Here is a 20,065-nt window from a genome sequence, read left to right as displayed (position 1 = left end):
AAAAGTTTAAAACCGTTAAATTAGAATGATTGGAAACTTGAAGTTGGTAAAGAAGGCGAAAAAAAGATGGAACGGAAAAAGGCTGACTATCCCGTTGGTTAAACGGAGATAGAGCAGCCTAAAGGTTTGTCCTGACATTTCTTTTTTAATTCCGGTGACTTTCATATTTGTTCACTTTGGTCAACCGCTTCAGGATATCCAACTCGGTGGTGGACAGTGAAGGGCTGTTGGCAGCTTGGCAATTATCACGAAGCTGCTGTACTGAGCTTGCGCCTGGAACAACGGTAGCTACGCTTTGATGGGACAATACATATTGAAGTGCCGTTTCATTCAACTTCCTATCGGAAAGTTTGTCCTTTATTTGCGGAAGCAAATCTTTAAGTTCGTGATAGCTATAGTCAAGGTATCCATCCTCATTTGCCTTTTCAAGCATTTTTTCACTGAGCAGCCCTTTGGCAAGGGGGCCACGGGCGATCATGCTGATTTGTTTGTTGGCCAAAAGGGACAGCCACTCTTCTGGGCGGCGGTCGAGCAGATTAAACTGCATCATCACGGAATCAAGCTCAGACTTTTCAGTGAATTCCTTGATGACATTCGGACGAATCGAGGAAATTCCATAATATCGGATATAGCCTTCTTTTTTCAAATCTTCAAATGCTTCTACCGTTTCTTCGATATTGTCTGAAATGGTGCCGCCATGTAACTGATAAAGATCAATATAATCAGTCCCCAATCGCTTTAAGCTATCTTTTACTGCCGTTTTAATATGAGCGCCGGATGGGTCCCAGCTCCAGGAATCTTTATTTTCATTCCAGCGGTTTCCGACCTTGGTGGCTATGTATACCTTATCGCGGACCGATTTTAAATTCTTTCCGACGATTTCTTCATTCATACCGAAATCATATAAATCGGCCGTATCAAAATAATTGATTCCTTCATCTAAAGCGGCCTGTATGATTTCGGATGCCTGATTTTCAACAGTCCCCAATGACATGCATCCAAGCCCGATTTCAGAAACTAGCAAGTCAGAATTTCCTAGTCTGCGTTTTTTCATGTTATCCACTCCCTTTACATTCATTGTAAAGGAGAAATCCATTTCACTCAAAGAATTCACTTGATCCGTTTTAAAGGAGTGGGTGGCACCTGATCGTGAATGTCGGCAATCCAATCATTGACATAGACATATTGATTTTGTAATTGCTTTAGTTTTTGAAGGATTTCCCAGCTCTTTCCGGATAAAGTAACGCTTTTTTCCAATACGTAAACTTTCATTAAATCGCCCTCCATCTCTATTATGGTAAAATGTATGAGGAATCATGCTGCAATTAGAACAGAGGAGTGGTCACGATGAAAAAATTTGAAGAAAAAACGCTGTCTTCGAAAAAAATCTTCACAGGAAAAGTAATCAGCCTGCAAGTGGATGATGTAGAGCTTCCTGATGGGAAAACGGGTAAACGTGAAATAATCAAGCATCCGGGAGCGGTTGCCGTCATAGCTCTCACGTCAGAAAATAAAATCATCATGGTTGAACAGTACCGTAAAGCGCTGGAGAGAAGCTTGGTGGAAATTCCTGCAGGGAAGCTTGAAAAAGGCGAAGAACCGGTTCTGTCGGCTAAACGGGAGCTGGAAGAGGAGACAGGTTATGAATGTGAAAAAATGGAGCACATCATATCCTTCTATACATCCCCAGGTTTCGCCGATGAATTGGTCCACCTGTATGTGGCCCACAATTTGAAAAAGAAAGAAAATGCGGCACCGCTGGATGAAGATGAATTTGTCGAAATGCTTGAACTCACGCTGGAGGAAGCTCAAACTTACATGGATGAAGGGAAGATCCAGGATGCCAAAACGGCATATGCAGTTCAGTATCTGCAGTTGAAAAAGGCGATGACATCATAAATGAAAGAGTTTTACGCTGACCTGCATATCCATATAGGCAGAACGAGAAGCGGAAGGGCCGTGAAAATAACAGGTGCTAAAACGTTAACCTTCAGCAATGTGCTGCAAGTGGCAAGTGAAAGGAAGGGCCTTGATCTAATCGGGATAATCGATTGTCATTCTCCTGAAATTATCGAAGAGATCGAAGCGGGGATTCTTGATGGCGAAATCACGGAAAAGACTGAAGGCGGACTTCAATATAAGAATACAACCATCATTCCGGGCTCGGAGATTGAAATTTATGATCATAATTGTAATGGACCGATCCATGTCCTCGCCTATTTTCCCACTTTAAAAGCGATGAAGGAATTCTCCTCATGGATGAGCGGACATGTTAAAAATATCACCTTAAGCTCCCAAAGGATTTATTGTGATGGAAGAACGCTGCAAAAAACCGTGAAGTCACTGGGCGGCCTGTTTATCCCGGCACATGTTTTCACCCCATTTAAAAGCTTATATGGAAAAGGGGTGCGATCCAGTCTGACTGAAGTATTCGATCTGGAGCTAATTGATGCCATCGAGCTTGGTTTAAGTTCAGATACAGAAATGGTCAAGGATATCGAGGAGTTGGACTCCTATGTATTCGTAACAAATTCCGATGCGCATTCGCTTGGGAAAATCGCTCGTGAATATCAAAAAGTCCTGCTTGAAGAACCAAGTTTCAATGAGCTGGCAAAAGCCCTTAAAGAAACAGGGAATCGTAAGGTGACCGTTAATTATGGATTGAACCCCTTATTGGGAAAGTATCACCAAACCGTATGTTCAGGGTGTTTACATCAGGTATTGAGGGATAGTGAACAATGTCCTGAGTGTGGTAATAAATCCATTATTAAAGGGGTATCGGCCAGGATTGAAGAACTCTCCGTTTCCGGGATGGACAGAAGAGACGGAAAGGAAAGGCCGCCGTATATCCATCAAGTGCCACTCGACTTCATCCCGGGACTCGGACCTAAATCCATGGAAAAACTGCTGGTGGCATTTGGAACAGAGATGAATATCCTTCATGAAGTTACGCTTGAACAGCTAATGGAAATCGTTCCTGAAAAATTGGCGGTCTACATCGATTCTGCCAGAAAAGGGACGCTTTCTTTTGAAGTGGGGGGCGGAGGAAAGTACGGAAAGGTCAAAAAGGAATTATCCTGAAAAAAGTCCTGACAGATGAGATCTGTCAGGACTTTTTTAATTTGTTGTTTTTGCATAAATGGAGGTGTCCCGCACTTCCATGCCATCTGCACTAAGGCAGTCATTACGCAAAATTCCTTCAAGGGTGAATCCCAGCTTCTCGGGAATCCGTTTGCTGGCAATATTATTAGGATCACAGCGGATTTCGACCCGTTTTGCACCGTAATGGTAAAAGGCGAATTTAGTTAACTTTTCCACTGTCTCCGTTATGTAGCCCAGTTTACTGAATCTCGTATCAATCCAATAGCCAATTTCGAATTTAGGAATATCCCAGTTGATTCGGTGCAGACCAGTGGAACCGATGAATTGATCGTCTTCTTTCCTATAAATATGGAGTCTTATATCCTCTTTTAAAATAAAGTCCGCAAAGGCCTTAAGGACGTTCTGTTCAGAAGTTTCCAATGAAACATCTTGATGGGCAAACGGCAGCCACTTTTTCAATTCAGGTTTAGAATGGACAATGGCTTCGTAAAGGTCCGGGCCATCGCCAGGCTGACAAGGTCTTAGATATAATCGAGGTGTTTCAATTTTTTCGGGAAAATCCATTAATATAGCTTTCATATCCTGCCTCCATCTCATTGATGTGGAAAATTATAACATAAATTGGGTTCAATGTGTTCGGCTGAAGGGGAAAGTTTTCTTAGCATAAATGAAAGAGTGAAAACATAGATTCTAGTAAGCGGAGTTGGGAGGATGAAAGATGAAAAAAAAATCTGTCGTACAAAATGCCGTAATGAAACATATTAACGAACATTCCTCATTATATGTCTTTATCACTGTGCTTTTTTTGATGGGTGTCATTTTTGGGGCAATATTGGTGAATAGTTTGAGCTTTACCCAAAAGGAAGACTTGTTCTATTATTTATCGCAATTTTTCGGACAAGTATCCAAAGGTGAATTTGCATCTTCGCATGATATGTTCAGCCAAAGTATTATGCATAATATAAAATATATCGGGGTCATCTGGATTCTCGGAATATCGGTCATCGGTTTGCCTGTCATCCTGGTTTTGTTATTTATAAAAGGGATGGTCGTTGGATTCACGGTCGGCTTTTTAGTCAATCAAATGGGATGGAGCGGGTTCTTATTATCGTTTGTCGCTATTCTGCCCCAAAATATATTCATCGTCCCGATATTCATCGTAATAACCGTCCTTGCCGTTTCACTATCCATGAAAATGATCAGCCGGATTTTCCTTAAGCAGGTTCGTGAACCGCTGAAGCCGATAATTTCACGGTATATTTTCTCATTGGTTTTGTCGGGGTTATTCTTGATTACGGCTGCTGTATTTGAAGCGTACCTATCCCCTTCTTTAATGAAAAATGTCGTAAGTTTATTGGGTCATTAATGGAAATATACCGTTCCCGCAAATTTTTTTATCATTAACAAGAAATCTATTTTGACAGTTTTCCCTCTTTTGATATAATGGATAAGATAGCGGCGCGGGAGGGAATATTAGGTATGGAAATAGAAAACAGAATTGATAGGATAAAAAAGCAGTTACACTCGTCCAGCTACAAATTAACGCCTCAGCGAGAAGCGACCGTCCGCGTTTTACTTGAGCATGAAGAGGATCATTTAAGCGCAGAAGACGTTTACCTCCTTGTCAAAGAAAAGTCGCCGGAAATTGGATTGGCAACAGTTTACCGTACGCTAGAGTTGCTGACTGAATTGAAAATAGTAGATAAAATTAACTTTGGAGACGGGGTTTCCCGTTATGATTTAAGACAAGAAGGAGCTGCGCATTTCCATCATCATCTTGTTTGTGTGGAATGTGGTGCGGTAGATGAGATCCAGGAAGACTTACTTGAAGACGTAGAAGACATTGTGGAACGCGACTGGAACTTCAAGATAAAAGACCATAGATTAACCTTTCATGGCATTTGTCATCGATGTCATGACAAAGAAGAAAATTAAGGTGAATGAAGTCGGACCTTTTCCATTTAATGGAGAAGGTTTTCTGCATTTTAATAGCTGGTTTTCTCAAGTAAGAGCTGTTTTTGTTTTCTCCTTTCCGAAACACGTATAAAACTTGTCCTGTTGGGCATAGATTGATACAAAGGGTCGAATGGGAGGGGAAAGGATGAAAACATCATTATCGCTTATTTTGCACACGGCTAAAGTGATGATTCTCTTTGTTAGCTTCACTGTTCTTTTTTATATAGGAATGGTATGGTTAAATCAGGAATATCAAAGTTATCATCGTTATGATGAACCGAAAGGCATGGCTGTAAAAGTATCGAAGGCTGTTGATACGGGTGATGATGCATGGCTTGAACGCCTAATGTTGTTTTATTTAAACGGGGAGTAATGAATATGGAGAATCAAATTAGGGATTTCATTCATTTTTTAACCATTGAAAAAGGACTTGCCAAGAATACGCTCGTCTCGTATGAGCGTGACTTAAGATCATATTGGAGCTTTCTGAAAGATGTTGAAACCATTGAAGATTGGAATGATTCGCGGCGGGTGAATATCCTGCATTTTCTCGTGCAGTTAAAGGATCAAGGTAAGTCATCGAAGACGGTGGCGCGTCATATAGCTTCCATTCGGTCTTTTCATCAATTTCTTCTAAGGGAAAGAGTAACAAATCAGGATCCGTCCATACATATAGAAACGCCAAAACCGGAACGAAGCCTTCCAAAGGTATTAAGCATGGAAGAGGTTGAAGCACTATTGGAAGCCCCGAAGAAAATGGATGAATTCGGATTACGCGATAAGGCAATGCTCGAACTGATGTATGCGACGGGTATGCGTGTCAGTGAGTTGATATCCATGGATGTGAGTGATGTCCATGCATCGATGGGTTTTGTCCGTTGTGTAGGGAAAGGAAATAAAGAGAGGATCATTCCGATTGGACAAACTGCATTGGGTGCGATTGAACAATATTTGGAAAGTTCCCGAGGGAAAATGGCCAGCCCCAAGCACAGGACAGATTCACTTTTTTTGAATCATCATGGAAACAGGCTGACAAGGCAGGGATTTTGGAAGATTCTAAAAAAACTTGTAAAATCGGCACAAATTGAAAAAGAAATTACACCGCATACACTGAGACATTCTTTCGCGACACATCTATTGATGAATGGGGCTGATTTACGTGCCGTCCAAGAAATGCTTGGTCATGCGGATATTTCGACAACTCAAATTTATACACATATTACGAACGTACGGATCAAGGATGTCTATTCAAAATTCCATCCGCGAGCTTAAAGGATTAATAGAATGATAGAAAGGTTGTGAATTTAACTGCGAGGCAGTTGAAGGAGCAGCCTTTTTTCTGTGTCGGCAAGACGGCTATAAGGGATGCTGATGATTCTAACGCACATCTTATGGCACTTTGTTTCATTCCGAAATATATTATTTGTCTCCATCATGGTAATCGTTTACAATGTAGAGAGGTCAGACTTCTGACGTTCTTGCGATTTCATTTAAATGAAGAGTAACTGAGCAGAATAAGGGTATTATAGAGAGTATAAAAAGTGATTTACTATTTTAGGAGGAATGACTCATGAAAGGGAATTCAGCATTTAAACGAATATTTGTAATAGTTATGGATTCAGTTGGGATTGGCGAAGCACCTGATGCAGATTTATTCGGCGATAAAGGTGCGGATACACTCGGCCATATCGCAGAAAAAATGAATGGATTGAACATGCCGACTCTCGCAAAATTGGGTTTAGGCAATATCCGTGAAATCAAGGGAATTGAAAAAGCTCAGCAACCTCTCGCATACTATACGAAAATGAAGGAAGCCTCTACAGGGAAAGATACGATGACTGGACATTGGGAAATCATGGGGTTGAATATATCGACTCCATTCCGTGTATTTCCAGATGGTTTCCCGGAATTATTAGTCAATGAACTCGAGGCGAAAATGGGTCGGGGAATTATTGGGAATGTCCCGGCAAGCGGTACGGAAATCATTGAGAGGCTTGGCGAGGAACATATGAAAACGGGTGCGCTGATTGTATATACATCAGCTGATTCCGTATTACAGATTGCTGCACATGAAGATATCGTCCCGATAGATGAATTATACAAGATTTGTGAAATTGCCCGTGAAGTGACAATGGCTGATGAGTTCAAGGTTGGACGCGTTATTGCCAGACCGTTCACTGGTGAACCAGGCAACTTCAAAAGAACGCCTAACCGTCATGATTATGCATTGAAACCGTTTGACCGGACAGTAATGGATGAATTGAAAGATTCTGGATATGATGTCCTTGCAATCGGGAAGATCTCGGATATCTTTGATGGGGAAGGTGTAACTGAATCATTAAGGACCGTATCCAATATGGATGGAATGGATAAATTAATCCAAACGGTAGAACAGGATTTCAAAGGGTTAAGTTTCCTTAATCTAGTCGACTTCGATGCTTTATACGGTCACCGCCGCGACCCAGAGGGATACGGAAAGGCATTGGAAGAATTCGATGCTCGGATGCCTGAAGTCCTTGATAAACTGAAAGAGGATGATTTATTGATCATCACTGCCGATCACGGGAATGATCCGGTCCATGAAGGAACTGATCACACACGTGAATATGTACCATTGTTAGTCTATTCCAAAAGATTTACAGAAGGTGCCGAACTCCCGATAAGAGATACATTTGCTGATATTGGGGCGACGGTCGCTGCTAATTTTGATGTGAAAATGCCTGCCTTCGGAAAAAATATATTGGGCGATCTAAATTTAGGGGAGAATAAATAGATGTTTAATAAAATAGAGACTGCTGCGTCATTCATAAAAAGTAAAATTGAAGGCTCTCCGGAGATAGGACTGATTCTTGGTTCCGGACTTGGAGTATTGGCGGATGAAATTGAAAATCCGATAACGATTCCTTACCACGAAATCCCGGAATTCCCGGTATCGACTGTTGAAGGACACGCTGGACAGCTTGTCATTGGACAATTAAGTGGCAAAAAAGTTGTCGCGATGCAAGGACGTTTCCACTTTTATGAGGGTTACTCCATGGAAAAGGTCACTTTCCCTGTCCGTGTAATGAAACTTCTTGGTGTTGAACAGTTAATCGTAACGAATGCTGCCGGAAGCGTTAATGAAAGCTATCAACCAGGTGACTTGATGCTCATTACGGATCATATTAATTTAATGGGGGCAAACCCATTGATTGGTCCTAATGAAGAGCGTTTCGGCCCTAGATTCCCTGATATGTCGGAAGCTTATAATAAAGACCTTCGGACGCAAGCAAAAAAAATAGCAGCTTCACTAGGATTGGATATTAAAGAAGGTGTCTATATCGGTAATACAGGACCGACCTATGAGACACCGGCAGAAGTGAAAATGGCAAGGATCCTTGGCGGGGATGCAGTCGGTATGTCGACAGTCCCGGAAGTTATCGTAGCAAGGCATAGCGGAATGAAGGTGCTCGGAATCTCATGCCTTACCAATATGGCCGCGGGCATTCTGGATCAGCCTTTGTCACATGAAGAGGTTATTGAAACGACTGAAAAAGTGAAAAGCAGTTTTCTTGAATTTGTTAAGCAAATCGTTAAAGACATATAAAACGAACCAAAAAAATACAAGTACACCTAAAGAAAATCGGTGTCTTTAAAAAGTGGGGATTCTAATATGAGAATGGTAGATTTAATCGAGAAAAAGCGTGATGGAAAGGCTCTTACTACAGAAGAAATACAGTTCATCATCAATGGGTTTACCGATGGATCGATTCCGGATTACCAAATGAGCGCTTGGTCAATGGCTGTTTATTTTAAAGGCATGAATGAGCAGGAACGTGCTGATCTAACCATGGCAATGGTCGAATCGGGAGATCAAATTGATTTATCGATGATTGAAGGAATTAAAGTCGATAAACATTCAACAGGCGGTGTGGGCGATACCACAACTCTAGTGCTTGGACCATTGGTTGCTGCTGTTGGTGTTCCAGTGGCAAAGATGTCAGGACGCGGTCTTGGCCATACAGGCGGGACGATCGATAAGTTGGAGTCTGTAAAAGGATTTCATGTCGAAATAGAAAATGACGAGTTCATCCGACTTGTCAATAAAAATAAGATAGCTGTCATTGGACAAAGCGGTAACCTGACTCCGGCCGACAAAAAGTTATATGCATTGCGCGATGTTACGGGTACCGTTAACAGTATCGGTTTGATTGCTGGCTCGATCATGAGTAAGAAAATCGCCGCTGGTGCTGATGCAATCGTACTTGATGTTAAAACGGGAGCGGGCGCTTTCATGAAAACTCTCGAAGATTCCGAAGAATTGGCGCATGCAATGGTTAGCATCGGAAACAATGTGGGACGAAACACGATGGCTGTCATTTCCGATATGAGCCAACCGTTGGGTTACGCTATCGGAAATGCTTTAGAAGTGAAGGAAGCAATCGATACGCTTAAAGGAGAGGGACCGGAAGATTTAACGGAACTTTCTTTAACACTGGGAAGCCATATGGTATACCTTGCCAAAAAGGCAAGCTCGCTGGAAGAAGCAAGAACCTTGCTGGAAAATGCGATCAAGGATGGTTCTGCACTTAACTCATTCAAGATTTTCCTGGAAGCACAGGGAGGCGATGGTTCGGTTGTAGATCAGCCGGAAAAACTACCGCAGGCTGCTCATACTTTCGAGCTGGAAGCGAAAGAGGACGGATATGTATCGGAAATCATCGCAGATGAAGTAGGAACGGCAGCCATGCTGTTAGGCGCCGGGCGGGCGACAAAAGAATCAGAGATTGATTTGGCAGTCGGACTGGTACTTCGTAAAAAAATCGGGGAAACCGTGGCAAAAGGTGAATCACTTGTGACGATTTACAGCAATTTCGAAGATGTTTCAAAGGTAAAAGAAAAATTGTATGAAAGCATTGCGATTTCCAAAGAGAAAATAGAAAAACCTACATTGATCTATAAAGAGATCATGGAATAAACATTTTCCAAAAAAGGCCGCGCTTTTGAGCGGCCTTTTTACGTTTATCCCATTGAATTCTTAAAAGAGGATGCCCATGCGCATCCTCTTTTAATTTGGTTCACTTTGTTACCCTATATCCAGTATATGTTCAAAATTCATCTTTATTTGTATAAAAATGGGTTTAGTGGAAAAAATAAAAAATATAAAGATTGGAGGGTATGGAGATGAAGCGGATTCTTTCTGTATTTTTAACCGTTTTGGTAGCATTGGGTTTTAACATCCCGCATACAAAAGCAGCTGAAGAAAAAGGAGTCGAATTGGCGGCAAATGCTAAATCCGCTATTTTGATTGAACGGGATACAGGTACTGTTCTCTATGATAAAAATGCAGACGATCGCCTTTCACCGGCAAGCATGACGAAAATCATGACGATGCTGCTGATCATGGAAGCGATCGATAAAGGCGAACTCAGCATGAAGGAGAAAATCAGGACTAGTGAGTATGCAGCGTCTATGGGCGGTTCCCAGATCTTCCTCGAGCCAGGTGAAGAAATGACCACGGAACAAATGCTTAAAGGCATCTCGATTGGTTCGGCGAATGATGCATCGGTGGCGATGGCTGAACGTCTAGCTGGATCGGAAGAAGAGTTTGTCAGGGAAATGAACAAAAAAGCGAAAGACCTCGGGTTGAAAAATACAAAGTTCCAAAACGCAACGGGACTTCCTGTTAAAGATCATTACAGTTCGGCACATGATATGTCGATCATGGCGAAGGAATTATTGAAATACGATACGATTACAAGGTTCACGGGTACATATGAAGATTATCTCCGTGAAAATACCGAAAAGAAATTTTGGCTTGTCAACACAAATAGGTTAGTGAAATTTTATCCTGGGGTCGATGGACTGAAAACAGGATTCACAAATGAAGCGAAATATTGTTTGACAGCGACTGCTAAAAAAGGGAATATGCGTGTCATTGCCGTCGTTTTCGGAGCCGTTTCTCCAAAGGAACGAAACGCTCAGGTCACCAAGATGTTAGATTATGCATTTTCACAATACATCACATACCCTATTTATAAACGCGGTGAGGTGTTAGGTGAAGCCAAGGTAAGTAAAGGACAAAAGAAAACCGTGGTGGGCGTCACAAGTGAACCTATTTCAGTTTTGACAGCCAAAAACGGAACGGCAAAGGACTTTACAAAAAAAATCACGCTTGATAAAGATTTGGATGCCCCGATTAAAAAAGGTGATGAAATTGGTACGCTTGAATTGAAGAAAAACGGTAAGGTATATGTCGAATCTCCGATTGTTGCGAAGGAAACTGTTGATAATGCCAGCTGGTGGCAATTGTATAAACGGGCTTTCGGCATGTTTACCCAGGCGAAATAGAATAAATTGTCGCATTGCCTGTTAATCGTACTAATTTAGGCGAAACTCCACTAGTTTTGCTAGTAAGGAGGAATCGGCAGGTGAAAAAGAGAATTTGACTCTTTATAAGACAGTGAAGGAGGCTGTATATAATGAGTCTTACGATTAATATGGAGGCGAAAAATCGCGTATTGTGCATTCGTCTCAAAGGTGATTTAGATCATCATACAGCAGAAAAATTGAAAAATCAGGCAGAGGCAGCCATTCAAAAGCATAATATCAAGCATATCATCCTTAACATGGAAGAATTGGATTTTATGGACAGTTCAGGGCTCGGAGTTATTTTGGGCCGTTATAAGCAGGTAAACAAAAAGCAAGGTGAAATGGTGGTCTGTGCAATTTCTCCAGCAGTAAAGCGGTTATTTGAGATGTCAGGGTTGTTTAAAATTGTTAAAATGGAACTATCCGAAAAAAACGCTTTGCAAAGACTGGGGGTTGCCTAATATGAAAAATAAAATGGAAACGAAATTTTCTGCACTTAGCCAAAATGAATCTTTTGCCAGGGTAACTGTTGCGGCATTCATTGCCCAATTGGACCCGACGATGGATGAATTGACAGAGATCAAGACTGTCGTGTCAGAAGCCGTTACGAATTCGATCATCCATGGGTATGAGAGTGACCCGGAAGGTTGGGTCTACATTTCAGTGGTCATCGAAGGCGATACTGTGGAATTGACCATCCGGGATGAAGGACTGGGCATTGAAGACGTCGAGGAGGCTAAACAGCCGTTATTTACGACAAAACCCGAACTTGAACGTTCCGGTATGGGATTCACCATCATGGAAAACTTCATGGATGAAATCAATATAATTTCCCATAAGGGCGAAGGCACGATCATTCGATTAAAAAAGCACTTAACTACAAGCAGAGCTTTGTGCAATTAAGGGAGACTTGCATATGGATGTGGAGGTTAAAAACGAGAAGAGCAAGAAAGGCCAGCCCCATTTAAAAGATGAGGAATTGCGGAATTTAATCCAACGCAGCCAGAGCGGTGACCAAGATGCAAGGAATCTGATTGTCAATAGCAATCTGAGGCTTGTATGGTCAGTAGTGCAAAGATTCCTCAATCGAGGTTACGAACCGGATGACCTTTATCAAATAGGCTGTATAGGTCTGTTGAAGTCCGTGGATAAATTTGACTTATCGTTTGAAGTGAAATTCTCAACGTATGCTGTGCCTATGATCATTGGTGAAATCCAACGTTTTATCCGTGATGACGGAACGGTTAAAGTAAGCCGGTCATTAAAGGAAATGGCGAATAAAATTCGCAGGGCCAAAGAGGAACTTTCAAAAACGTATGGCCGCGTTCCGACTGTCAATGAATTGGCGGAACATCTAGAGCTGTCGCCAGAGGAAATCATCATGGCCCAAGAAGCTAGCAGGAGCCCTTCATCGATCCATGAAACGGTTTACGAAAATGATGGAGATCCGATTACTCTTCTTGACCAGATTGCCGACCATAATGAAACATCCTGGTTCGATCAAATCGCTTTGAAAGAAGCCATACATGAATTGAATGAACGTGAAAGGCTGATTGTTTTCCTGAGGTATTATAAAGATCAGACGCAATCGGAAGTGGCGGCAAGGCTTGGTATTTCCCAAGTTCAGGTATCAAGGCTGGAAAAGAAGATTCTTCAGCAAATGAAAAACCACATGAATCAGTGATTCATGTGGTTTTTTTTTATTGAGCTGAAAATAAATACTGATTTTAGGAAAAAGTAAAAGTGATTTAAGATGAAACTAGGGATGGGGTCGAATTTTTAGTTGAATTTAGGAATAAAAACGAATATTATAGTAAAGGTCGCGTTTCTCATTCGTTTTTTTATCTTTCTTTCAATGAATAATGAACAGGAAAAACGTCGATGCAGTACAATATTAGGACACCTTGTCTTTTCGTGCAAACGGTTGTCGGTGATTCCTTTAGATCTGGAGGTCTAAAATATGTTTATGGAAAAGTTTTTCTCCCTGAAAGAAAATGGGACGGATGTCCGTACAGAAGTCATGGCGGGTGTTACGACATTTTTAACTATGGTTTATATCCTCATTGTGAATCCGGCTTTATTGTCTTCAATCGGAATTCCATTTGAACAAGTTTTCATGGCAACGGTCATATCAGCGGTGATTGGTACCCTAATCATGGGGCTTGTTGCAAAATACCCGATTGCGATAGCACCAGGGATGGGCTTGAATGCTTATTTTGCAAGCGTGGTGGGAGCACAGGGCCTTTCATACCAGACCGTATTCGGTACGGTTTTCATTGCTGGTTTGCTATTTCTATTAATTAGCGTGACTAGCTTGCGTAAAATGATAATTGATGCGATTCCCAACTCATTAAAATACGGCATCACATCCGGAATTGGTTTATTCATTGCGTTTATCGGATTGAAAAATGCTGGAATCGTAGTGCCAAATGAATCAACGATGGTGACGCTTGGCGATTTGCATCAGCCTGGAACCGTTTTAGCGTTAGCAGGCTTATTCATTACCTTGATTTTTATGGCCCGTAATATAAAAGGGGCCATTTTCATTGGTATGATCGTTACGGCAATCATTGGCTACTTTATCGGTTTGCTCAACTTCGATGGGGTCTTATCTGTACCTCCAACACCGGTATTTTTCGATATCGATATTGCTGGGGTCTTCACGAATTCTTTATATTCGATTGTTTTCGCCTTTTTACTTGTGACGATCTTCGATACGACAGGTACCTTGATTGGCGTGACAGAACAGGCAGGACTAACGAAGGATGGGAAAATCCCTCGTGCCAAGAAAGCCTTTTTAGGTGATGCGATTGCGACTACAGTAGGCTCGATGTTTGGTACAAGCCCATCGACTGCCTATGTGGAATCGAGCACGGGAGTGGCCGCAGGCGGGCGTACGGGATTAACCGCAACTGTCGTGGCAATCTTGTTTGCTGCATCGATTTTCTTTTCTCCATTGATATCGGCAATTTCTTCCGTTCAAGCAATCACAGCTCCCGTTTTGATCATCGTGGGATGTTTCATGATGGAAGGGCTGGCTAAAGTCAATTGGAAAATTTTTGATGAGGCATTTCCGGCATTTGCGATCATTTTAACGATGCCGCTTACTTCAAGTATATCTACAGGGATTGCCATTGGGTTCATCACATATCCCCTAATGAAGGTATTCAGCGGAAAAGGAAAATCGGTACATCCGCTCATTTATATTTTTGGATTGATATTTTTGGTTCAGCTGATTTTCTTCCCCACTCATTAATAGATGAATGTAAACCAAAAAGACATGCTGTCATTGCAGCGTGTCTTTTTTTTGATTTCAAATTAGTAATATTTGGACATGGTTCACTTCCTGCATTTTCAAACTGCTTCCAATCCATACTACTAGCATAAGGAAATAAAAGGTCGGGATGTGATGATAATGGCAGTTGTATATATCAGGATGAGGAACCGTGTACAAGCAAAGGGAAATCAAACGGTGAGGATAAAAGATATTGCAAGGATAATCGGGCCTGAAGAAGTGATTACCAAAATTGAAGAAATCATATTATTAACGGTCAAGAAGGAAGATAAGAATATTATTGTCATTGATTTAGCTCAAGTTATCATGGCCATCCGCAAGGTGGATCCGACTATTGAAGTGGAAACATTCGGCCCTTCCCAAACGATCATCGAAATCATCCTCTCGAAAAAGAAAATGTCATACCTGACATTCGCCTTAGTTTGGTTTTTGTTATTTGTCGGCGGCGGGATGACGATCATGAATTTTCATGTGGATGTCAGCATGGGGGAAGTGCATCAAAAAATCTTTACTATAATAACGGGAAAAGTGGAAGATAAGCCGTTATTGATCCAAATCCCATATAGCTTCGGCCTTGGTATGGGCATGATTCTATTTTTTAATCATTTCTTTAAAAAACGCTTCAATGAGGAACCTAGTCCGCTCGAGGTTGAAATGTTCAACTATCAGCAGGATTTGGACCGTTATGTAATCATGAATGAAAATAAGGAAAACGTGCGCCACCTTGATGACCGGTAAAATCATCTTCGGAATCTTTGTCGGTTTAGCCGGGGGTTTTGCGACAGGTGCCGGTTTTGTAGCGTTTTTAACTGTACTTGGGGTGATTCCAAGACTGACTCAGCTGACAAAAACAATGAAAATGATACATTACTACGAAGGAGCCATCATTGCCGGAGTTGTCGCAGGAACATGGTTAGGATTACAGGAAACGGAACTTTCCCTTCCGCATTTTCTTTTAATTCCGATCGGTTTGGCTGACGGGATATTTAATGGGATGCTTGCGGCTGCCTTAACTGAAGTCCTGAATGTATTTCCAGTTCTTTCAAAACGAATCGGAATTCAAGAGAAGATCATTTATCTGTTAATGGCACTCGTATTGGGGAAAATAGCCGGATCATTATTCCAATGGATTTATTTTGTCGACTTATAAGTGTAAGAGGTAACTATTCCTGATGATGAAAGGTAGGCCCAAGATGGTGACCAAACGAAAAGTGATATTGATTACGGATGGAGATGAGTATGCCAAACGGGCTGTCGAGCATGTAGCCAAGGAAATAGGGGGAAGATGTATCTCCATGTCCCAAGGTAATCCATCACGATATACGGGCTTGGAGTTAGTTGAATTAATAAAAAAGGCGAAGTATGATCCTGTATTGGTCATGTTTGATGATAGCGGTTATATAGGAGAAGGATCAGGCGAACAGGCAATGAAGGTAGTTGCCGGACACCCTGATATTGATGTCCTTGGCGTGATAGCGGTCGCTTCAAAGACTAGAAGGGAAGAATGGACCAAGGTGGATATCTGTATTGACCGTGACGGTAACTTGACACCGAACGGGGTTGATAAATACGGCGCCGAGGAATTTGAACTGGGCAAGATAACAGGAGATACGGTGTATTGCATCGATCAATTACATGTTCCCATAGTAGTTGGGATAGGGGATATCGGAAAAATGTCCCATCAGGACGATTTTAAAAGAGGAGCACCGATAACGAAGCTAGCGGTGGAAATCATATTGGAAAGGAGTGGTCATGATGACTTCAGAAAAACCTCAAAACATGATGCCGATTCCGAGTAGGGTAGCGGAAGTTGACGCATACATGGAAGAGAAAGTAGGTCTAGGCGTCAGCTTTGACTTAGGGGTAAGAAAGATAAAGGTCTTAAGAAAAGATGTACATATTTACTATATAAACGGGCTGACGGATACGGAGTACATCATTGATATCCTCGATTCTCTTATTCATAACAAAAATGCCGATATCGTGTCTACTAAAGTTTTTGATGTAGTCAAAGACTTGCTCGTACACCAATCCGTTCAGGAAATAAAGACGATGGATGAGCTTGTTGATCAGGTATTATCCGGTTTAATCGTCGTTGTTGTTGATGGTAAGCCAATAGGGCTGGTCGTGGATGTCAGGAGTTATCCCGGGAGACAGCCAGTAGAACCCGATACGGAAAAAGTCGTCCGTGGATCAAGGGATGGTTTTGTCGAGAATATCATCATTAACACAGCGATAACCAGACGAAGAATCCGGGATGAGAGATTACGTTTCGAAATGCTGCATGTAGGGGAACGATCGAAATCGGATATATCCATCGGCTACATTAAAGATATTGCCGATCCCGATTTAATAGAAATCGTTCGTAAGGAATTGAATAATATTGAGGTTGATGGCATAACGATGTCTGATAAAACGATCGAAGAATTTATCGTAAAGCAAAGGTATAACCCATACCCGCTTGTCAGATATACGGAACGGGCTGATGTGGCTGCAACGCATTTACTTGAGGGCCATGTCCTTATTTATGTGGATACTTCACCGAGTGTCATCATTACCCCGTCCACCCTTTTTCATCACATGCAACACGCTGAGGAGTATCGGCAGGCACCTGCCGTTGGGACCTTGGTGCGCTGGGTCCGGTTTCTCGGGATTTTCGTTTCGTTATTCTTGCTGCCGATTTGGTTATTGTTTTGTTTAGATCCTTCCCTCCTGCCGGAAAAGTTCGAGTATATCGGGCCGAATGAAAAAACGCATATACCCATTGTGTTCCAAATCTTCATTTCCGATATAGGGATAGAATTTTTAAGGATGGCAGCCGTTCATACCCCGACCCCGCTTTCCACGGCAATGGGCTTGGTTGCGGCGGTTTTGATAGGGCAAATAGCGATAGATGTCGGCCTATTTGTTCCTGAAGTGGTTCTCTACGCTTCCGTAGCGACAATCGGTACATTTGTCACTCCGAGTTTAGAATTGGGGGTTGCAAATAAAATTACCCGATTAGTACTGATAGTGTTGGTCGCTTTATTTAAAGTTCCTGGCTTAGTCATAGGCATCACACTCTATTTGATCATGCTCACTAGTATAAAAACGTTAAATACACCTTATTTATGGCCGCTTCTCCCGTTTCAGCCGAAGGCCTTGTCACATATAATATTTAGAAGACCTTATCCAGGTTCTATAGAACGTCCGAGCATTGTACATCCCCAGGATCTATATAGGCAGCCGAGAAAATCTAAAGGTTGATGTTGTCGAAAAGTTGTGGTAATTTATTTTTATTCGGATAAAGCGATAAAGTTAGGCTTAACAAAGAGATAATGCTACTATGACTCTTTGGAGTTTAAACCAATCTGTCTTTCCCTTCGAACTACTAAGCAGTCATAGAGAACAATATTTACATGGGATAATTGATTCGGATGAGGCTTGTTCATATAGAGGACCTTTTAGAACGGGTTTTCTTTATTTGAGGCTGCCTCATTTCTTATTAATCTTTAGTTTTAAGTCAGGAAGGTGAGGCTATCATGCATTTGTACGGAACCGGGGGTGTCAATGAACGTGGACATCTGGAGATTGGCGGAGTGGACACGATCGAATTGATCGAACAATTTGGTACACCATTATATGTTTATGATGTAGAGCTAATTCGCGAACGGGCGAGGGGGTTCAAGAGAACTTTTGAGGAATTGGGGATTTCAGCACAAGTTGCTTACGCAAGTAAGGCCTTTTCTTCGATTGCCATGATCCAGTTGGCTGAGCAAGAGGGACTTTCTCTCGATGTTGTCTCAGCGGGGGAATTATATACGGCAATTAAGGCAAATTTCCCAACAGAACGGATTCACTTCCATGGAAATAACAAAAGTGAAGAAGAGCTACATATGGCTTTGGATCATGACATTGGCTGTATAGTAGTCGATAATTTTTCAGAGTTGACACTGTTGGAAGAAATTTGTACAAACCGTGAACAAAAGGTGAAAATCCTTCTTCGTGTAACACCGGGTATCGAAGCCCATACGCATGATTATATTTTGACAGGGCAAGAAGATTCGAAATTTGGTTTTGATCTTATTAACGGCCAGGCAGAAGCTGCCCTTCGACAAGCGCTTCATAGTGAGTTTCTGGAAGTTCTTGGATTGCACTGCCATATCGGTTCCCAAATCTTTCAAACGACCGGTTTCCTTCTGGCAGCCCAAAAAATTATCGGCAAGCTGAGTGATTGGCACGGTTCGGTAGGGTTTCAACCACAGGTATTGAATCTCGGAGGGGGATTCGGGATTCGGTATACACAAGAGGACGACCCGCTACCGGCGTCTCAATATGTTGAGGAGATCGTGAGGGAAGTGCAGAACCTGATTGCTGATTCTGATTTAGTGATGCCTGAAATCTGGATCGAACCTGGCCGTTCATTGGTCGGAGACGCAGGTGTGACACTGTACAAGGTGGGTTCTGAAAAGGAAGTTCCTAATGTCCGTAAATATATTGCCGTAGATGGGGGCATGAGTGATAATATACGTCCCGCTCTTTACGAAGCTAAATATGATGCCATTCTTGCAAACCGGCCGCTTGACCCTGTGGAAGAGACAGTGTCCATTGCCGGCAAATGCTGTGAAAGCGGAGATATGTTGATTTGGGATTTACCATTGCCAAAAGCCGGCCGCGGTGATGTCTTGGCGGTATTTTGTACAGGGGCATATGGATATTCCATGTCGAATAATTACAATCGCATTCCGAGACCGGCTGTCGTCTTTGCCGAAAATGGAGAAGCCCGGTTGGTCATCAAACGCGAAACTTACGAAGATCTTATTCATTTGGACTTGGCCCTTCATGAAGCGGCAGTCGTCAATAAAGAATAGAAAAAAAGGATGGCATTAGCCATCCTTTCAGTTTGTAAATAAAGGGCCTTTGGAAAACGTAACTTTGCTCAAATGATATTCCCGAACCAAATAACCAATAGAAATACCTTCAAGACCTCAGGAATTGTTTCTATCTAAATTTTATATCAAAGTTGATTAGAACGGAAGGGACGAGACTCCTGCGGGAAAAGCGCGTCAAAGGGAGACCCCGCAGGCGCAATAGCGCCGCCGAGGAGGCTCCCGGACCGCCCGCGGAAAGCGAGTGCCTGTAGTGGAACTCAACGGTCAAATTGTACTGTTTAAAAAAACTGTAGGTAAACTTGAACTGCCCCGTAAATGTTAGACACCAAACTAACATTTATGGGGTGTTTTTTATGGCTAATTTTTCTGCCGAACAGAAAATATTCATTGTACGACTTTACCTTGAAGGAAAGCACAGCTATATGGATCTTCAGAAAATATTTGAAGTTTCGTATCAAATGATTCAAGGATGGGTTCGTTTATACCAAAT

23 protein-coding genes are annotated in these 20,065 nt (G+C 42.0%); 20 read left to right on the top strand and 3 right to left on the bottom strand.

All coding sequences use genetic code 11. The features are described from left to right. Positions 1–145: 145 nt before the first annotated feature. Together AC1DIV_RS26280 and mciZ are read right to left on the bottom strand one after the other, a co-directional pair. The gene (locus AC1DIV_RS26280; RefSeq protein WP_048680187.1) at positions 146–1,054 is read right to left on the bottom strand and encodes an aldo/keto reductase; all 909 of its coding nucleotides are present in this window, start codon (positions 1,052–1,054) and stop codon (positions 146–148) included. Positions 1,055–1,110: 56 nt separating this feature from the next. Next, positions 1,111–1,272 (bottom strand): Z-ring formation inhibitor MciZ, encoded by a 162-nt coding sequence (mciZ, locus tag AC1DIV_RS26275; RefSeq protein ID WP_072273199.1) that lies wholly within the window; start codon positions 1,270–1,272, stop codon positions 1,111–1,113. A 75-nt stretch (positions 1,273–1,347) separates the two neighbouring features. On the opposite strand from mciZ, the gene AC1DIV_RS26270 reads away from it, so the two are divergent. After that, positions 1,348–1,899, top strand: a complete 552-nt coding sequence (locus tag AC1DIV_RS26270) for an NUDIX hydrolase (protein WP_048680183.1) — start codon at positions 1,348–1,350, stop codon at positions 1,897–1,899. Next, positions 1,900–3,081 (top strand): endonuclease Q family protein, encoded by a 1,182-nt coding sequence (locus AC1DIV_RS26265; RefSeq protein ID WP_477577696.1) that lies wholly within the window; start codon positions 1,900–1,902, stop codon positions 3,079–3,081. Between the two features lie 36 nt (positions 3,082–3,117). On the opposite strand, the gene AC1DIV_RS26260 is transcribed toward AC1DIV_RS26265, so the two are convergent. Continuing rightward, on the bottom strand, positions 3,118–3,681 hold the full coding sequence (locus tag AC1DIV_RS26260; protein WP_323597768.1) for a GNAT family N-acetyltransferase: 564 nt from the start codon (positions 3,679–3,681) through the stop codon (positions 3,118–3,120). Between the two features lie 139 nt (positions 3,682–3,820). Between AC1DIV_RS26260 and spoIIM the strand changes: the two genes are divergently transcribed. The 18 genes from spoIIM to AC1DIV_RS26170 form a co-directional block, all read left to right on the top strand. After that, positions 3,821–4,468, top strand: coding sequence for a stage II sporulation protein M (spoIIM, locus tag AC1DIV_RS26255; RefSeq protein ID WP_048680177.1), 648 nt, complete (start codon positions 3,821–3,823; stop codon positions 4,466–4,468). Positions 4,469–4,587: 119 nt separating this feature from the next. Further along, positions 4,588–5,037: a ferric iron uptake transcriptional regulator gene (gene fur, locus AC1DIV_RS26250; protein WP_034311309.1), complete on the top strand. Its 450-nt coding sequence runs from the start codon at positions 4,588–4,590 to the stop codon at positions 5,035–5,037. A 166-nt stretch (positions 5,038–5,203) separates the two neighbouring features. After that, positions 5,204–5,431 carry a YqzK family protein gene (locus AC1DIV_RS26245; RefSeq protein ID WP_034308153.1) on the top strand — a complete coding sequence of 76 codons (228 nt, stop codon included), beginning with the start codon at positions 5,204–5,206 and terminating at the stop codon, positions 5,429–5,431. 5 nt (positions 5,432–5,436) lie between these two features. Beyond that, positions 5,437–6,330, top strand: coding sequence for a site-specific tyrosine recombinase XerD (gene xerD / locus AC1DIV_RS26240; protein ID WP_340876876.1), 894 nt, complete (start codon positions 5,437–5,439; stop codon positions 6,328–6,330). Between the two features lie 298 nt (positions 6,331–6,628). Beyond that, a complete protein-coding gene (gene deoB, locus AC1DIV_RS26235; protein WP_048680166.1) occupies positions 6,629–7,831 on the top strand; it encodes a phosphopentomutase in 1,203 nt (400 codons plus the stop codon). After that, complete coding sequence (locus AC1DIV_RS26230) at positions 7,832–8,644, top strand: purine-nucleoside phosphorylase (protein WP_048680164.1); 813 nt, start codon at positions 7,832–7,834, stop codon at positions 8,642–8,644. It begins immediately after the preceding gene. 66 nt (positions 8,645–8,710) lie between these two features. Continuing rightward, positions 8,711–10,015, top strand: coding sequence for a pyrimidine-nucleoside phosphorylase (locus AC1DIV_RS26225; protein ID WP_048680161.1), 1,305 nt, complete (start codon positions 8,711–8,713; stop codon positions 10,013–10,015). A gap of 206 nt (positions 10,016–10,221) precedes the next feature. Beyond that, on the top strand, positions 10,222–11,388 hold the full coding sequence (locus tag AC1DIV_RS26220; RefSeq protein ID WP_034308145.1) for a D-alanyl-D-alanine carboxypeptidase family protein: 1,167 nt from the start codon (positions 10,222–10,224) through the stop codon (positions 11,386–11,388). A 131-nt stretch (positions 11,389–11,519) separates the two neighbouring features. Beyond that, positions 11,520–11,870, top strand: a complete 351-nt coding sequence (gene spoIIAA / locus AC1DIV_RS26215) for an anti-sigma F factor antagonist (protein ID WP_034308142.1) — start codon at positions 11,520–11,522, stop codon at positions 11,868–11,870. Position 11,871: 1 nt separating this feature from the next. Beyond that, the gene (gene spoIIAB, locus AC1DIV_RS26210) at positions 11,872–12,312 is read left to right on the top strand and encodes an anti-sigma F factor (RefSeq protein ID WP_034308139.1); all 441 of its coding nucleotides are present in this window, start codon (positions 11,872–11,874) and stop codon (positions 12,310–12,312) included. A gap of 13 nt (positions 12,313–12,325) precedes the next feature. After that, complete coding sequence (gene sigF / locus AC1DIV_RS26205; RefSeq protein ID WP_034308137.1) at positions 12,326–13,093, top strand: RNA polymerase sporulation sigma factor SigF; 768 nt, start codon at positions 12,326–12,328, stop codon at positions 13,091–13,093. 282 nt (positions 13,094–13,375) lie between these two features. Then, the gene (locus tag AC1DIV_RS26200; RefSeq protein WP_048680228.1) at positions 13,376–14,665 is read left to right on the top strand and encodes an NCS2 family permease; all 1,290 of its coding nucleotides are present in this window, start codon (positions 13,376–13,378) and stop codon (positions 14,663–14,665) included. 159 nt (positions 14,666–14,824) lie between these two features. Continuing rightward, complete coding sequence (locus tag AC1DIV_RS26195; RefSeq protein ID WP_034308133.1) at positions 14,825–15,442, top strand: stage V sporulation protein AA; 618 nt, start codon at positions 14,825–14,827, stop codon at positions 15,440–15,442. Continuing rightward, on the top strand, positions 15,432–15,854 hold the full coding sequence (locus AC1DIV_RS26190) for a stage V sporulation protein AB (RefSeq protein ID WP_034308131.1): 423 nt from the start codon (positions 15,432–15,434) through the stop codon (positions 15,852–15,854). The genes AC1DIV_RS26195 and AC1DIV_RS26190 overlap by 11 nt, the downstream gene beginning before the upstream one ends. Before the next feature lie 43 nt (positions 15,855–15,897). Beyond that, positions 15,898–16,503, top strand: a complete 606-nt coding sequence (gene spoVAEA, locus AC1DIV_RS26185) for a stage V sporulation protein SpoVABEA (protein WP_048680156.1) — start codon at positions 15,898–15,900, stop codon at positions 16,501–16,503. Further along, positions 16,484–17,950 carry a spore germination protein gene (locus AC1DIV_RS26180; protein WP_445670167.1) on the top strand — a complete coding sequence of 489 codons (1,467 nt, stop codon included), beginning with the start codon at positions 16,484–16,486 and terminating at the stop codon, positions 17,948–17,950. Before spoVAEA ends, AC1DIV_RS26180 begins: the two co-directional genes overlap by 20 nt. Positions 17,951–18,225: 275 nt before the next feature. Continuing rightward, positions 18,226–19,554: a diaminopimelate decarboxylase gene (gene lysA / locus AC1DIV_RS26175; RefSeq protein ID WP_063594058.1), complete on the top strand. Its 1,329-nt coding sequence runs from the start codon at positions 18,226–18,228 to the stop codon at positions 19,552–19,554. A gap of 374 nt (positions 19,555–19,928) precedes the next feature. After that, positions 19,929–20,065: helix-turn-helix domain-containing protein (locus AC1DIV_RS26170; RefSeq protein WP_477577702.1), on the top strand; the 137-nt coding region annotated here is incomplete at its 3' end.

Source organism: Peribacillus sp. 05N428, from assembly GCF_056397085.1.
The sequence above is the reverse complement of the archived record's forward strand: the minus strand, read 5'-3'. Positions and strand labels throughout refer to the sequence as shown.